We start from the raw sequence: 15806 nt of genomic DNA on the forward strand, positions 1-15806 counted from the left end.
TCCGAGTGAGCAAGGTCACCCGTCCGACGTCTTCACAGGAGCGCCTTACAGCTGATCCACATCCACGGAACGTTGCCGGAACACACACGGAGGGGAGCAGGAAATCCACCGTTTGTTCACAAACGCGCACGAGAGCCGGTGATCAGCCCACGCAGGAAGGCGAGGTCGACCTCTTCGAGCGAGCCGACGACCACGCGTGCGGCGGCCGGTGCGATGGGGGCGACGGACGGCACGGCGACGACGCGACAGCCGGCGGCCTCGGCGGCGGCCACGCCGGTCGCGGTGTCCTCGATGACCGCGCAGCGCCAGGGGTCGGCGCCGAAGCCCGCGGCGGCGGTGAGGTACGGCTCGGGGTGCGGCTTGGTCCGGGCGACCTCGTCCCCGGCGACCGTGAGCGCGAAGTGGTGACGGCCCACGGACTCCAGCACCCGGTCGATGATCCGGCGGTGCGAGGCCGAGACGAGCGCGGTGGGCACCTCGTGGACGGCCAGCTCGGCGAGCAGCCGCTCGGCTCCCGGCATCAGCGGGACGCCCCGGCTGATGCGGTTCTCGAATCCGTCGTTGAGCAGCACGGTCAGCTCGTCCAGCCGGATGTCGGCCCCGGTGACGTCGATCAGATAGCCGGCGCTGCGGGACATCGGACCGCCCACGACCACGTCGCGCCAGGCCTCGTCCAGGCGGTGTCCGAGGCCGGCGAAGACCTCCTTCTCGACGTCCCACCAGAAGCCCTCGGTATCGACCAGGGTTCCGTCCATGTCGAGAAGGACCGCCTGCAGGGCGGCCTCTTCGGCCGTGCGGGTCAAGGACGCGGGGACCGTACTGGTCATCCGGCACACCTTCCGTAAGGGACGAGAAGGCCGGCCGCCATTCCCAGAAGTGGGAGGGCGACCGGCCTGCACTGGACCGACCAGTGTACGACGGGTAGCTCCGCGGTGCGCGACAGGCGCGTGACCGGGGGGCGAAGTGCGTCCTACCGGGCGTTGAAGTACTTCGCCTCGGGGTGGTGGATGACGATGGCGTCGGTGGACTGCTCCGGGTGGAGCTGGAACTCCTCGGAGAGGTGCACACCGATCCGCTCCGGCTGGAGCAGGTCGGCGATCTTGGCCCGGTCCTCCAGGTCCGGGCACGCCCCGTAACCGAGCGAGAACCGCGCGCCGCGGTACTTCAGCGCGAACATGTCCTCGACGTCGTCCGGGTCCTCCCCGCCGAAGCCCAGCTCGCTGCGGACCCGGGCGTGCCAGTACTCGGCGAGGGCTTCCGCGAGCTGAACGGAGAGGCCGTGCAGCTCCAGGTAGTCGCGGTAGGAGTTGGCGGCGAACAGCTCTGCGGTGGCCTCGCCGATCCGGGAGCCGACGGTGACGATCTGGAGGCCGATGACGTCGGTCTCCCCGGACTCCTCGGGGCGGAAGAAGTCGGCGAGGCAGAGGCGGCGGCCGCGGCGCTGGCGCGGGAAGGTGAAGCGGGTGCGCTCGGAGCCGTCCTCGTGGAGGAGGATCAGGTCCTCGCCCTTGGAGACGCAGGGGAAGTAGCCGTAGACGACGGCGGCTTCCAGGAGGTTGTTGGACTGGAGGTGGTCGAGCCAGCCGCGCAGATGCGGGCGCCCCTCGGTCTCCACCAGCTCCTCGTACGTCGGTCCGTCACCGGTCCTGGCCTGCTTGAGGCCCCACTGGCCCTTGAACAGGGCGCCCTCGTCGAGCCAGGAGGCGTAGTCCTTGAGCGGGATGCCCTTGATGACGCGGGTGCCGCGGAACGGCGGCTCGGGGATCGGGTTGGTGATGGAGACGTCCGAGCGCACCGAGCCCTCGGGCTCCTCGACCTCCAGCACCGCCGCCACGTCCTTCTTGGGGACCCGGCGCTGCTTCAGCTCGGGCAGTGCCGCGCCCGGCACGCCGCGCTTGACGCCGATGAGCGCGTCCATGAGGCGCAGGCCCTCGAAGGCGTCCCGGGCGTAGCGGACCTCACCCTCGTAGATCTCGTGCAGGTCCTGCTCGACGTAGGCCCGGGTCAGCGCGGCACCGCCGAGGATGACCGGGAAGTCGGCGGCCATCTTGCGCTGGTTGAGCTCCTGGAGGTTCTCCTTCATGATCACGGTCGACTTCACCAGGAGACCGGACATGCCGATGACGTCGGCGCGGTGCTCCTCGGCGGCTTCCAGGATCGCGGAGACGGGCTGCTTGATGCCGAGGTTGACGACGTTGTAGCCGTTGTTGGAGAGGATGATGTCGACGAGGTTCTTGCCGATGTCGTGGACGTCGCCGCGGACGGTGGCGAGCACGATGGTGCCCTTGCCCTCGTCGTCGGACTTCTCCATGTGCGGTTCCAGGTGGGCCACCGCGCTCTTCATGACCTCGGCGGACTGGAGGACGAACGGCAGCTGCATCTGGCCGGAGCCGAACAGCTCGCCGACCACCTTCATGCCTTCCAGCAGCGTGTTGTTGACGATGTCCAGGGCCGGGGTGTCCTGGAGGGCCTCGTCGAGGTCGGCCTCCAGGCCGTTCTTCTCGCCGTCGATGATGCGGCGCTGGAGCCGCTCGTCCAGCGGGAGGGCCATCAGCTCCTCGGCCTTGCCCGCCTTCATCGACTTCATGTTGACGCCCTCGAAGAGCTCCATGAGCTTCTGGAGGGGGTCGTAGCCTTCGGCGCGGCGGTCGTAGATCAGGTCGAGGGCGACCTTGACCTGCTCCTCCTCCAGCCGGGCGATCGGCAGGATCTTCGAGGCGTGGACGATCGCGGAGTCCAGGCCCGCCTTGACGCACTCGTCGAGGAAGACGGAGTTCAGCACGACGCGGGCGGCCGGGTTGAGGCCGAAGGAGATGTTGGAGAGGCCCAGTGTGGTCTGGACGTCGGGGTGGCGCTTCTTCAGCTCGCGGATGGCGCCGATGGTGGCGATGCCGTCGCCGCGGGACTCCTCCTGGCCGGTGCAGATGGTGAAGGTCAGGGTGTCGATGAGGATGTCCGACTCGCGGATGCCCCAGTTGGCGGTCAGGTCCTCGATCAGCCGCTCGGCGATGGCGACCTTGTGCTCGATCGTGCGGGCCTGGCCCTCCTCGTCGATCGTCAGGGCGATCAGGGCGGCGCCGTGCTCGGCGGCCAAGGCGCTGACCTGTGCGAAGCGGGACTCGGGGCCGTCGCCGTCCTCGTAGTTCACCGAGTTCAGCACGGCCCGGCCGCCGAGCTGCTCCAGCCCGGCGCGCAGGACGTCCAGCTCGGTGGAGTCCAGCACGATCGGCAGGGTGGAGGCGGTGGCGAAGCGGCCGGCCAGCTCGGTCATGTCGGCGACGCCGTCGCGGCCCACGTAGTCGACGCAGAGGTCGAGCATGTGCGCGCCCTCGCGGATCTGGTCGCGGGCCATCTCCACGCAGTCGTCCCAGCGGGCCTCCAGCATGGCCTCGCGGAACTTCTTGGAGCCGTTGGCGTTGGTGCGCTCCCCGATGGCCAGGTAGGCGGTGTCCTGGCGGAAGGGGATGTGCTGGTAGAGGGAGGCGGCGCCGGGCTCGGGGCGCGGGTCGCGCTCGGGCGGCGTGAGCCCCTGGGACCGCTCCACGACTGCCTTCATATGGGCCGGGGTCGTACCGCAGCAGCCGCCGATGAGGGAGAGACCGTAGTCCCGGACGAAGTGCTCCTGGGAGTCGGCGAGCCCGTCGGGGCCGAGCGGGAAGTGCGCGCCGTCCTTGGTGAGGACGGGCAGGCCGGCGTTGGGCATGCACATCAGCGGCGTACGGGAGTGGCGGGCGAGGTAGCGCAGGTGCTCGCTCATCTCGTCCGGGCCGGTGGAGCAGTTCAGGCCGATCAGGTCGATGCCCAGCGGCTCCAGGGCGGTCAGGGCCGCGCCGATCTCGGAGCCGAGGAGCATGACGCCGGTGGTCTCGAAGGCGAGGGAGCAGATCAGCGGGACCTGGAGGCCGAGGGCGTCCATGGCCCGGCGGGCGCCGATGATGCTGGCCTTGGTCTGGAGGAGGTCCTGGGTGGTCTCGACGATCAGCGCGTCGGAGCCGCCCGCGAGGAGGCCCTCGGCGTTCTGCTGGTAGCCGTCGCGCAGGATGTCGTACGTGGTGTGGCCGAGCGAGGGCAGCTTGGTGCCGGGGCCGATCGAACCGAGGACCCAGCGCTGGCGGCCGTCCTTGGCGCCGAACTCGTCGGCGACCTCGCGGGCGATCCGGGCGCCGGACTCGGAGAGCTCGAAGATCCGGTCGGCGATCTCGTACTCGTTGGCGGCGGAGTGGTTCGCGCCGAAGGTGTTGGTCTCGACGCAGTCGACGCCGACCGCGAAGTACTCCTCGTGGACCGAGCGCACGATGTCGGGCCGGGTGATGTTGAGGATCTCGTTGCAGCCTTCGAGATTCTCGAAGTCCTCCAGCGTGGGGTCCTGTGCCTGGAGCATGGTGCCCATCGCCCCGTCGGCCACCACCACGCGGGTGGCGAGTGCCTCTCGGAGTGCTTCTGCGCGGTTCCGGCTGTCGGCGGCGGATGTCGGCAACGAGGCCATGGATGATCTCCCAGGGATGCGACGGCTGTCGGCTTTGCGTCCTTCTTGGGGAAGGCGCACCTCGCCAGCCTAGCCCGACGGCGGCCGGGTCCGTAGAGGCGTCCACGGGACGGAACGCGTCCGGCCTGCATGCTGTGCCGGGTGCGACACGTGCGGCCGGGTGGCGGAGACTTTCCCCCGGAGTCCGGCGCAGGTCGGCATCGACCGATAGTGTTCAGCATTGTCGAACCGAGGTGGAGGAGTACGGCGCGATGGCCAAGAACATCCAGTCGCTGGAGCGGGCGGCCGCGATGCTGCGTCTGCTGGCGGGCGGCGAGCGCCGGCTCGGGCTCTCCGACATCGCCTCCTCCCTGGGGCTGGCCAAGGGCACCGCGCACGGCATCCTGCGCACTCTCCAGCTGGAGGGGTTCGTCGAGCAGGACACGGCGTCGGGCCGCTACCAGCTGGGCGCGGAGCTGCTGCGGCTCGGCAACAGCTATCTGGACGTCCACGAGCTGCGGGCGCGCGCCCTGGTCTGGACGGACGACCTCGCCCGATCCAGCGGCGAGAGCGTCCACCTCGGAGTGCTGCACCAGCACGGCGTGCTGATCGTCCACCACGTCTTCCGGCCCGACGACAGCCGCCAGGTGCTGGAGGTCGGGGCGATGCAGCCGCTGCACTCCACGGCGCTGGGCAAGGTGCTGTCCGCGTACGACCCGGTGGCCCACAGCGAGGTCATGGAGGCGGAGCGCCGCTCCTTCACCGGGCGCACCGTCACCGAGGCCGACGCGTTCGAGTCGATGCTCGACCTGATCCGCGCCCAGGGCTGGGCGGCCGACGCCGAGGAGACCTGGGAGGGCGTCGCCGCCGTGGCCGCCCCCGTGCACGACCGGCGCAGGATGCCGGTGGGCGCGGTCGCCGTGACCGGCGCGGTGGAGCGCGTGGCCCCGGGCGGCACGCTGCGACCCGAGCTGATCGCGGCCGTACGGGACTGCGCCCGGGCGGTCTCCCGGGATCTGGGCGCCGGCCGCTTCTGAGGCGCGTACGCCCCGCGCTCTCCACTCCGGGCCCGGCCCGCCCCCTTCGCCTCGGCCCGGCACGCCCCTGCCCGGGTACGCCCGGCACCGGCCGGTAACGATCCCGTCGCGCACCGAGTCGTGGACCACAGAACCCTTGACGCTTCCTTCACTTCGGGGAAACACTGCCGTTCAACGGTCGGCATTGTCGAACGCCTAACGGCAATACGCGTTAGGGTGTGACAGTGCCAAGGGCCGGTCAAGCCCTTACAGATGGGCTGCCCACGCTTCGTGGATACCCATCTGGGGCGCGGAACACCGGCGGGACCGGTGATCCGCTCTCCCCTGGACGAAGGACGAAGGAGTCGCGGGTGTCCAGCTCCGACATTTTCATCGGCGAGACCATAGGTACCGCCGTACTCATCCTGCTCGGCGGCGGTGTCTGTGCCGCCGTCACGCTGAAGAGCTCGAAGGCCCGCAACGCGGGCTGGCTGGCCATCACCTTCGGGTGGGGCTTCGCCGTGCTGACCGGCGCCTACCTCGCCGGCGGCGTATCGGGCGCCCACCTCAACCCCGCGGTCACGGTCGGCCTGGCCATCCAGGGCGGCACGGAGTGGGGCGACGTCCCCCTCTACCTCGGCTCGCAGCTGCTCGGCGCGATGATCGGCGCCCTGCTGGTCTGGGCGGTCTACTACGGCCAGTTCCACGCCCACCTGACCGACCCGGAGATCGTCGGCACCAAGTCCACCGACGAGGGCATGGTCGACCAGACCGCCGCCCCGAAGGCGGGCCCGGTGCTCGGGATCTTCTCCACCGGTCCGGAGATCCGCAACGGCGTGCAGAACGTGATCACCGAGATCATCGCCACCGTCGTGCTGGTCCTGGCGATCCTGACCCAGGGCCTCAACAACGAGGGCAACGGCCTGGGCGTGCTCGGCGCGCTGATCACCGCCCTGGTCGTCGTCGGCATCGGCCTCTCGCTCGGCGGCCCGACCGGCTACGCCATCAACCCGGTCCGCGACCTCGGTCCGCGCATCGTGCACGCCCTGCTGCCGCTGCCGAACAAGGGTGGTTCGGACTGGGGCTACGCGTGGGTACCCATCGTGGGTCCGCTCGTCGGCGGCGCACTCGCCGGCGGGCTCTACAACCTCGCCTTCGCCTAGCCGCTCGCTCATCACCTCACAGACTTCCGGGAGCACTCCGTGACCGACGCACACACCACCGGCACCCACGGCACCGGGCCGTTCATCGCGGCCATCGACCAGGGCACCACCTCCAGCCGCTGCATCGTCTTCGACAAGGACGGCCGCATCGTCTCCGTCGACCAGAAGGAGCACGAGCAGATCTTCCCGAAGCCGGGCTGGGTCGAGCACGACGCGACCGAGATCTGGGAGAACGTCCAGGAGGTCGTCGCCGGGGCCATCGTCAAGGCCGGCATCACCTCCGCCGACGTCAAGGCGATCGGCATCACCAACCAGCGCGAGACCACCCTGCTGTGGGACAAGAACACCGGTGAGCCGGTGCACAACGCGCTGGTCTGGCAGGACACCCGCACCGACGCGCTCTGCAAGGAGCTCGGCCGCAACGTGGGCCAGGACCGGTTCCGCCGCGAGACCGGACTGCCGCTCGCCTCGTACTTCGCGGGCCCCAAGGTCCGCTGGCTGCTCGACAACGTCGAGGGGCTGCGCGAGCGCGCCGAGCGCGGCGAGATCCTCTTCGGCACCATGGACTCCTGGGTCATCTGGAACCTCACCGGCGGCACCGACGGCGGCGTCCACGTCACCGACGTCACCAACGCCTCGCGCACCCTCCTGATGAACCTGCACACGATGGCCTGGGACGACAAGATCCTCTCGTCCATCGGCATCCCCGCCGAGGTGCTCCCCGAGATCCGCTCCTCCGCCGAGGTGTACGGCAACGCCAAGGGCGGCATCCTCGACGGCGTGCCCGTCGCCTCCGCGCTCGGCGACCAGCAGGCGGCCCTGTTCGGCCAGACCTGTTTCTCCGAGGGCGAGGCCAAGTCCACGTACGGCACCGGCACCTTCATGCTGATGAACACCGGTGGCACCCCGGTGAACTCGTACAACGGGCTGCTCACCACCGTCGGCTACCAGATCGGCGACAAGCCCCCGGTGTACGCGCTGGAGGGCTCCATCGCGGTCACCGGTTCGCTGGTGCAGTGGATGCGCGACCAGATGGGCCTGATCAAGTCGGCCGCCGAGATCGAGACGCTGGCCTCCTCGGTCGAGGACAACGGCGGCGCGTACTTCGTGCCCGCCTTCTCCGGCCTTTTCGCCCCCTACTGGCGCCCCGACGCCCGTGGCGTCATCACCGGTCTCACCCGTTACGTCACCAAGGCGCACATCGCCCGTGCCGTCCTGGAGGCCACCGCCTGGCAGACCCGCGAGATCAGCGACGCCATGACGAAGGACTCCGGCGTCGAGCTGACCGCGCTCAAGGTCGACGGCGGCATGACGTCCAACAACCTGCTGATGCAGACGCTCGCCGACTTCCTGGACGCGCCGGTGGTGCGCCCGATGGTCGCCGAGACCACCTGCCTCGGCGCCGCCTACGCCGCCGGTCTCGCCGTCGGCTTCTGGCCGGACACCGACGCGCTGCGCGCCAACTGGCGCCGGGCCGCCGAGTGGACCCCCCGCATGGACGCGGACACCCGTGCCCGCGAGTACAAGAGCTGGCTCAAGGCCGTCGAACGGACCATGGGCTGGGTCGAGGACGAAGAAAGCTGACGAGGAGCATCACCATGACCACCCTGCAGAGCGTTCCCGCCCTCGGAACGCACCCGGCCTCCGGCTCGCTGCCGAGCCGCGCCGAGACCCGGGACCAGCTGTCCCGGGCCACGTACGACCTCCTGGTCATCGGCGGCGGCATCCTGGGCATCTCCACCGCCTGGCATGCCGCGCAGTCCGGGCTGCGGGTGGCTCTGGTGGACGCCGGCGACTTCGCCGGCGCCACCTCCTCCGCCTCCTCCAAACTCCTCCACGGCGGTCTGCGCTACCTCCAGACCGGCGCGGTGAAGCTGGTCGCGGAGAACCACTTCGAGCGCCGCGCGGTCTCCCGCGAGGTGGCCCCGCACCTGGCCAACCCGCTCACCTTCTACCTGCCCGTCTACAAGGGCGGCCCGCACGGCGCGGCCAAGCTCGGCGCGGGCGTCTTCGCCTACTCCGCGCTCTCGGCGTTCGGCGACGGCGTCGGCCACGTCATCTCCCCGGCCAAGGCCCAGCGTGATGTGCCCGAGCTGCGTACGGACGACCTGAAGGCGGTCGCGGTCTACCGCGACGACCAGATGAACGACGCCCGCATGGCGCTGATGACGGTCCGCGCGGCCGTCGAGGCGGGCGCGGTCGTCCTCAACCACGCGGCCGTCACCGGGCTCCGCTTCACCCGGGGCCGGGTCACCGGCGCCGAGCTCAAGGACAGCACCGACGGCACCGAGTTCGGCGTCGACGCCCGCCTCGTCCTGAACGCCACCGGCCCCTGGGTCGACCACCTGCGCAAGATGGAGGACCCCAACGCGGCCCCCTCCATCCGCCTCTCCAAGGGCGCGCACCTGGTCCTCAAGCGGACCCGGCCGTGGCGGGCGGCGCTGGCCACCCCGATCGACAAGTACCGCATCACGTTCGCGCTGCCGTGGGAGGACATGCTGCTCCTCGGCACGACGGACGAGGAGTACGAGGGCGATCCGGCGGACGTCTCGGTGACCGAGGACGACACCGCGCAGATCCTCGACGAGGCGGCGTTCTCGATCAGGGACCAGCAGCTCTCGCGCGATCTGATCACGTACTCCTTCGCCGGTCTGCGAGTGCTGCCCGGCGGTCCGGGCGACACCTCCAAGGCCAAGCGCGAGACGGTCGTCACCGAGGGCCGCGGCGGGATGCTGTCGGTCGCGGGCGGCAAGTGGACGACCTTCCGCCACATCGGCCGCACCGTCATGAACAAGCTGGCCGCCCTGCCCGGGCACCCGCTGGCCGAGGACATGGAGCCGATGAACCGGCTGCCGCGGAAGCTGCCGCTCCCCGGCATCGCCAACCCGAACGCGGTCGCCCACCGGCTGCTCGTCGACGGCCCGGCCCCCGGCCCGCGCATGGCCCCGGACACCGCCCGGCACCTGGCCACGCACTACGGCTCGCTCGCCTTCGACATCGCCCGGCTGGCGAACGAGAACCCGGAGCTGGCCGAGCGCGTCCACCCGGACGCCCCGGAGATCTGGGCCCAGGTCGCCTACGCCCGGGACCACGAGTGGGCCGAGACGGCGGACGACGTGCTGCGCCGCCGGACCACGCTGACCATCCGGGGCCTCGCGACGGACGACGTCCGCGAGGGCGTCGAGAAGCTGCTGGCCGACCGGGACTGATCCACCGCACCCACCCCCCACGGGTACGCGGACGGGGGCGGCTTCCTCGCGGGAGCCGCCCCCGTTCCCGTACCCGCAGGGCACCGGCCGGGTGCCACACTCGTGCAACGTGCCGCGGGGGCAGTGGAGTTCATACCCCGGTGGTGCGGCGTCAGGCGCCGTCCCCGCTCCGGTAATGGTCGACCGGGGGTGATCGAACAGTGTTCACCCGGCCGTGCAAGAGGGCTGCGGCCGGGGGCCCGGGAAGCCGTAAGGTTGCTCCGTACGTATGGAGACATCGGAAGGAGGCCCGGGTGATCGAGCTCGAGTCGGTGCCCGAGCTGGTCGACCCGGTCATGGTGGCCGCGTTCGAAGGCTGGAACGACGCCGGGGACGCCGCCTCCACAGCGGTCGGTCATCTGGACCGGGAGTGGAAGGGCGAGGTGTTCGCGGCGCTGGACGCCGAGGACTACTACGACTTCCAGGTCAACCGGCCCACGGTGTGGCTGGACGGCAACACGCGGAAGATCACCTGGCCGACGACGCGCCTGTCCGTGGTGCGGGTCGGCGGCGACAAGCCCCGCGACCTGGTCCTCGTGCGCGGGATCGAACCGTCCATGCGCTGGCGGTCGTTCTGCAACGAGATCCTCGGCTTCGCCCATGAGCTGGGCGTCGAGATGGTCGTCATCCTGGGCGCGTTGCTCGGCGACACCCCGCACACCCGGCCGGTGCCGGTGAGCGGGGTCACGTCCGACGCGGACCTGGCGCGGACGATGGACCTGGAGGAGACGCGGTACGAGGGTCCCACGGGCATCGTCGGGGTCCTCCAGGAGGCGTGCACGCACGCCGGGGTGCCCGCGGTCAGCCTGTGGGCGGCGGTCCCGCACTATGTGTCGCAGCCGCCGAACCCGAAGGCGACCCTGGCCCTGCTCAACCGCCTGGAGGACCTGATCGGGCTGCGCATCCCGCTGGGCGAACTGCCCGAGGACGCGCGGGCCTGGCAGCTCGGGGTGGACCAGCTGGCCTCGGAGGACAGCGAGGTCGCGGAGTACGTGCAGACGCTGGAGGAGGCGCGGGACACCGCGGAGCTGCCCGAGGCGTCCGGCGAGGCGATCGCCCGGGAGTTCGAGCGGTATCTGCGGCGGCGGGACGGCGGCCCCGGGCAGGGTCCGGGCGGTCATGCCACGGAGACCGGGGACGCCTCCTATCTGCGCGACCCCTCCAGCGGCCGCACCCGCCCGCCGAAGCCGCCGCGCCCGGAGACGGGACGCGGGAAGACCTCCGACGGCAAGGGCGCCAAGGGATCTGACGAGGCGTCGGGGTCCGACGGCGACGAAGGCACCGACGGCGGCCGTCCCGAGGAGGACGGCGAGTCCTAGAACCGGTGACGAACGTCGGGGCGCCGCACGGGAGATGATCCCGTGCGGCGCCCCTGTTCACGCGCCCCTGTACAGGCTCAGGCGCAGTGGAACTTCGCCGCCGCCCAGTCGCCGTGGTCCCCCGTCTTGGACCCGTTGGTGTCGGTGACCTTGAGGCGCACGTGGCGTACGCCGTCGAGCTTCACGTCCACCGGCACGGTCGCCGAGGCGCCGGTCAGCTTCGGGGAGGTCCACAGCACCTTGCCGTCGCCCTCGACGGAGAAGGCGACCTCGCCGTAGCCGTTGATCTCGTCGTCGATCCCGACGTCGGCGGTGAACGCGGTGCAGCGGCCGCCGAGATGGAGGGCGATGTCGGAGTCGGCGTGGGTGCCGATCCCCTTCTCGTACGTCTTCCCCGCGAGCGTCAGCGTCTTCCCGTCGTCCGCGCCCGACTCCCCGTTGGAGCGGTCGCGTTCGGCGGGGCCGTAGCCGTTGGTCTCGGAGAGCCAGACGAGATCGCTCGCCCAGGCCTCGCCCTCGGGTGCCGGCGGCAGTACGGAGACGGCGAGCCGCTGCTGACTCGTGCGGGTCTCCCCGGCGGTCCGGTAGCGGGCCAGTGCCGTCAGCCTGGTCTCGCGCACCTCGGCGTCCTTCGCCGGGGTGAGCGCCACCTCGACCCGGCGGGTGGCGCCCGCCGGGATGCGGCCCGGGACCTTCGCGGTGGCGGTCCGCCAGCCCTCGGGGACCTGGAGGGAGACCGTGGTGTCGGTGAGGTCGGACCGGCCCGCGGTCACATCGACCTGGACCGTGCCGGGCGTGCCCGCTCCGGCCTCCTGGCCCGTGGGGGCGGTGAGGGCCGCGGCGGCCGAGGCCTTCTTGCCGCCGACCGCGCTGGTGCCCAGGAGCTTGACCGTGAACTTCTTCGCGGTGCTCAGGGGCGCGGTCTTCACGTGCACCACGCCGCCCCGGTCGTCACGGTCGTACCACCAGCCCTGGCGGGCGTTGTCATAGGCGGCCTTCGAGGTCAGCTCCGGCAGCGTCCGGTCCAGCTTCACCGCGCGCGGCTCGGAGCCGGTGTGGACGGTGAACTCGTAGGGGCGGGCGGTCTGTTTGCCGGTGTAGCTGCCCCGGCTCTCGTTGATCGTGACGGAGACGTCGCCCGCGCCGTGCTTCGGGGCCCGGACGTCGGCGCGCTGGGTGGCGTACTTGCCGTCGCGGTGCTGACGGGTGACGCCGTCGTCCTCGTACAGGGTGAAGGAGGTGTTCCCCTGCGGGTAGACGTCCCAGGCCAGCGGGGAGTCGGCGGTGCGGTCGCGGTACGAGCGGATGCCCGGCCACATCGGGACGGCCGCGCCCGCCTTCACGAAGAGCGGCAGGGTGTCGAGCGGGGCGCTGTAGGAGTCGATGGTGGTGGGGCCCTCGTAGGTGCGGCCGCTCCAGTAGTCGATCCAGGTGCCCTTGGGGAGGTAGATGTCCTTGCGCTCGGTGGCGTCCTGGTAGACGGGCGCCACGAGGAAGTGCTCGCCGGAGAGGAACTCGTACTTCGCGGCCTCCGTCGACGCCTTCGGGTCGTCCGGGTACTCGAGGACCAGCGGGCGGACCATGCCGACACCGGTCTTGGTGGCCTCGTGGGCGTAGGAGTACTGGTAGGGCAGCAGCGACTCCTTCAGCTTGAGGTAGTCGCGGTTGATCGAGGTGTACGGCTCGCCGTGGCGGAAGGGCTGCTTGTCCATGGGGGCCCAGCCGTCCATGGTCATCGTGGTGCCGAGGAACATCTTCCACTGGAGGTCGCGGGTGTACGTCTTGGCGCTGCCGCCGAAGATCCCGTCGACGTCACCGGTGGTGTAGGCGAGTCCGGACATGGTGGCGCCCGCGTAGGTGGGGATCTGCCAGCGGATGTACTCCCAGGTGCCGTACTGGTCGCCGGACCACTGGACTCCGCAGCGCTGCGCGCCCGCCCAGCTCTCGGGGGCCCAGGTGAAGCCGCGGGCGTCGCTGTGGTCCTCGATGCCCTGGTAGGCGTCCTTGCAGGCGTCGAGGGCGAACTTGTAGCCGGGGCCGACCCAGGCGACGTCCAGCTTGGCGACCCGCTGGCCGGCCTTGACCTGGGCTTCGAGGTTCTCGATGCCGTCCTCGGTCCACAGGCCCAGCTCCATGTTGCGGTCCTTCAGCCCCTGGGCGGTCTCTTTCAGGTCCTCGTAGCCGCAGCCGTAGCCGTCGTTGACCAGCATCCAGCCGTTGGGCATGTCGTTCTCGACGTAACCGTCGGCGACCTTCAGCGAGTCCAGGGTGCGGCGCTCGCCCCGGTTGGCGTTGTGGAGGTAGCAGTCGGCGTCACCGATCTCCATGCCGTAGACGGGCGGCAGGAAGGGTTTGCCGGTGAGGTCGGTGTACTGCCCGATGACGTCCTTGGCGGCGTCGGCGCCCTCGCCCGCGAAGTAGTAGGCGTCGAAGCGCTGTTCCTTCGCACTGGTCGTCACCGGGTCGGTGAACGCGTAGGTGCCCGGTGCGTAGGTGTTGCGGAAGACGCCGTAGCCGGCCGACGAGAGGTAGAACGGCACGGAGTTGGGGTGGCCGCCGTCGTCCCAGTTGTAGTCGACGGCGACCTCGACCGTCTTGTCGCGGTGGGTGGTGTTGCCGCGGCCGTTCTGCATCCCGGCCCCGTAGAACTGCTCGTTCGCGCCCCGGGCCAGCGTCTGGACGGTCTTCTCGCCGGTCCAGCTCAGGCCCTTCGTCTCGGACCAGACGCGGCTGCCGTCCGCCCGGTGCAGGGCGAAGCGCAGCGGCTTCTTGTAGGCCCGCAGGGTGACCTCGCCCGTCGACAGCTCGTAGCGGTCGCCGCGCTCCTTCCAGCGGGTCCGGGGCGGTTCGCCCTGCGGGAGGACGATGTCGTCGCCGGTGGGGTCGGTGAACTTCCCGTCCGGGGCCAGCTCGATGCGGAAGGTCTCCTCGGAGACGAAGCTGACCCGGGCCTCGGCCTGGCCGGCGGTCAGCCGGTAGACCGCTCCGTCCGCGCGGAAGCCGGTCACGTCCCCGACGGTGGTGGTCTCCGTGCTCTCCGGCGGGGCCTCGTCGGCGTGGGCCCCGCCGGGTCCCGAGAGGACCGCGACCAGTCCGAGCAGTGCAGCAACCACTGCCGCTCTCATGCGCGTTGATGTTTGCATAGAGAGCTTTTAGCGCAACTTCGAGCACGTGACCATGGACAAAAAGGAACCGGCCCCGAACTTCGTAGAGAAGTCCGAGGCCGGTTCGAGCCATCGGGAGACCATCGGGCGGGCGGGAGGACACCGCCTACAGCGCGACCCCCAGCAGGGCGTCGACCGTACGCGAGACGAGGCCGGGCGCGCCCTCGTCGGTGCCGCCCTCCGCGCCTTGGAGGGCGGCCCAGCGGTCCACCGCGGCGAGCGCGGCGGGGCTGTCCAGGTCGTCGGCGAGGGCTTCGCGGACCTCCTCGACCAGCGCGTCGGCGGACGGCCCGTCGGGGCGCGAGACGGCGGCCCGCCAGCGCGCGAGGCGCTCGACGGCGTCGGCCAGCACCTGGTCGGTCCACTCCCAGTCGGAGCGGTAGTGGCGGGAGAGCAGCGCGAGCCGGATGGCCGCCGGGTCCACGCCGTCGCGGCGCAGTGCCGAGACAAAGACCAGGTTCCCGCGCGATTTGGACATCTTCTCGCCGTCCAGGCCGACCATGCCCGCGTGGACGTAGGCCTGGGCGAAGGGGTGCTCGCCGGTCAGCGCCTGGGCGTGCGAGGCGCCCATCTCGTGGTGCGGGAAGGCGAGGTCGGAGCCGCCGCCCTGGATGTCGAAGCCCATGCCGAGGTGGTCCAGCGCGATGGCGACGCACTCGATGTGCCAGCCCGGGCGGCCGTCGCCCAGGGAGGCCCCGTCCCAGCTCGGCTCACCCGGGCGGGCGGCCATCCAGAGCATCGGGTCGAGGGGGTTCTTCTTTCCGGGGCGCTCGGGGTCGCCGCCGCGTTCGGCGGAGAGCAGGCGCATCGCGTCGGCGTCGAGGCCGGAGACCTCGCCGAAGTGCGGGTCGGCGTCGACGGAGAAGTAGATGTCGCCGTCCAGGTCGTAGGCGGCGCCCGCGTCCCGGAGGCGTTCGACGAGGGGCACGATCCCCGGTATGGCCTCGACCGCTCCGATGTAGTGCCGCGGGGGCAGCATCCGCAGGGCGGTCATGTCCTCGCGGAAGAGTGCCGTCTCGCGCTCCGCGAGCTCGGTCCAGTCCTGACCGTCGCGCACGGCCCGCTCCAGCAGCGGATCGTCCACGTCGGTCACGTTCTGGACGTAGTGAACCTGCCGCTTGGTGTCGAGCCACACGCGCTGAACGAGGTCGAACGCGTTGTAGGTCGCCGCATGACCCATGTGGGTCGCGTCGTACGGCGTGATGCCGCAGACGTAGATGCGGGCGACGGGACCGGGGTCAAGGGTGATCCGTCCGCCGGTCGCGGTGTCGTGGATCCGAAGGTCGCGGCCCTTGCCGGGCAGGGCGGGGACCTCAGAAGCGGGCCAGGCATGCATGTCATGAGCGTAACCGGACGTTGCTTCCGGATACGAACCGGCATCGGAACTCTGTCCGAAGAGGCCCCCTTGCGTGCAACCCATGGGAGGGGGTA

Annotated in this window: 9 protein-coding genes; 5 read left to right on the plus strand and 4 right to left on the minus strand. The window is 70.7% G+C overall.

Going from position 1 to position 15806, the window contains the following annotated elements:
- Positions 1-116: 116 nt before the first annotated feature.
- Both IE140_RS20580 and metH read right to left on the minus strand, forming a co-directional pair.
- Positions 117-827, minus strand: coding sequence for an HAD family hydrolase (locus tag IE140_RS20580; protein ID WP_150193570.1), 711 nt, complete (start codon positions 825-827; stop codon positions 117-119).
- 143 nt (positions 828-970) lie between these two features.
- Complete coding sequence (gene metH / locus IE140_RS20585; protein ID WP_150193571.1) at positions 971-4486, minus strand: methionine synthase; 3516 nt, start codon at positions 4484-4486, stop codon at positions 971-973.
- Positions 4487-4737: 251 nt separating this feature from the next.
- Between metH and IE140_RS20590 the strand changes: the two genes are divergently transcribed.
- From IE140_RS20590 to IE140_RS20610, 5 genes are all read left to right on the plus strand, one after another.
- Positions 4738-5502 (plus strand): IclR family transcriptional regulator, encoded by a 765-nt coding sequence (locus IE140_RS20590; RefSeq protein WP_093813727.1) that lies wholly within the window; start codon positions 4738-4740, stop codon positions 5500-5502.
- Between the two features lie 350 nt (positions 5503-5852).
- A complete protein-coding gene (locus IE140_RS20595) occupies positions 5853-6644 on the plus strand; it encodes an MIP/aquaporin family protein (protein WP_107410699.1) in 792 nt (263 codons plus the stop codon).
- Between the two features lie 39 nt (positions 6645-6683).
- Positions 6684-8228, plus strand: a complete 1545-nt coding sequence (gene glpK, locus IE140_RS20600; protein ID WP_150193572.1) for a glycerol kinase GlpK — start codon at positions 6684-6686, stop codon at positions 8226-8228.
- Between the two features lie 14 nt (positions 8229-8242).
- Entirely contained in the window at positions 8243-9853 is a 1611-nt protein-coding gene (locus IE140_RS20605; protein WP_150193573.1) for a glycerol-3-phosphate dehydrogenase/oxidase, read from the plus strand.
- Between the two features lie 293 nt (positions 9854-10146).
- On the plus strand, positions 10147-11211 hold the full coding sequence (locus IE140_RS20610) for a PAC2 family protein (RefSeq protein WP_150193574.1): 1065 nt from the start codon (positions 10147-10149) through the stop codon (positions 11209-11211).
- Between the two features lie 77 nt (positions 11212-11288).
- On the opposite strand, the gene IE140_RS20615 is transcribed toward IE140_RS20610, so the two are convergent.
- Together IE140_RS20615 and mshC are read right to left on the minus strand one after the other, a co-directional pair.
- Entirely contained in the window at positions 11289-14354 is a 3066-nt protein-coding gene (locus IE140_RS20615; protein ID WP_150193575.1) for an NPCBM/NEW2 domain-containing protein, read from the minus strand.
- Between the two features lie 127 nt (positions 14355-14481).
- On the minus strand, positions 14482-15711 hold the full coding sequence (gene mshC, locus IE140_RS20620) for a cysteine--1-D-myo-inosityl 2-amino-2-deoxy-alpha-D-glucopyranoside ligase (RefSeq protein ID WP_032767434.1): 1230 nt from the start codon (positions 15709-15711) through the stop codon (positions 14482-14484).
- Positions 15712-15806 lie beyond the last annotated feature (95 nt).

The sequence above is a fragment of the Streptomyces parvus genome (genome assembly GCF_014648875.1).
GTDB classification, from domain to species: domain Bacteria; phylum Actinomycetota; class Actinomycetes; order Streptomycetales; family Streptomycetaceae; genus Streptomyces; species Streptomyces parvus.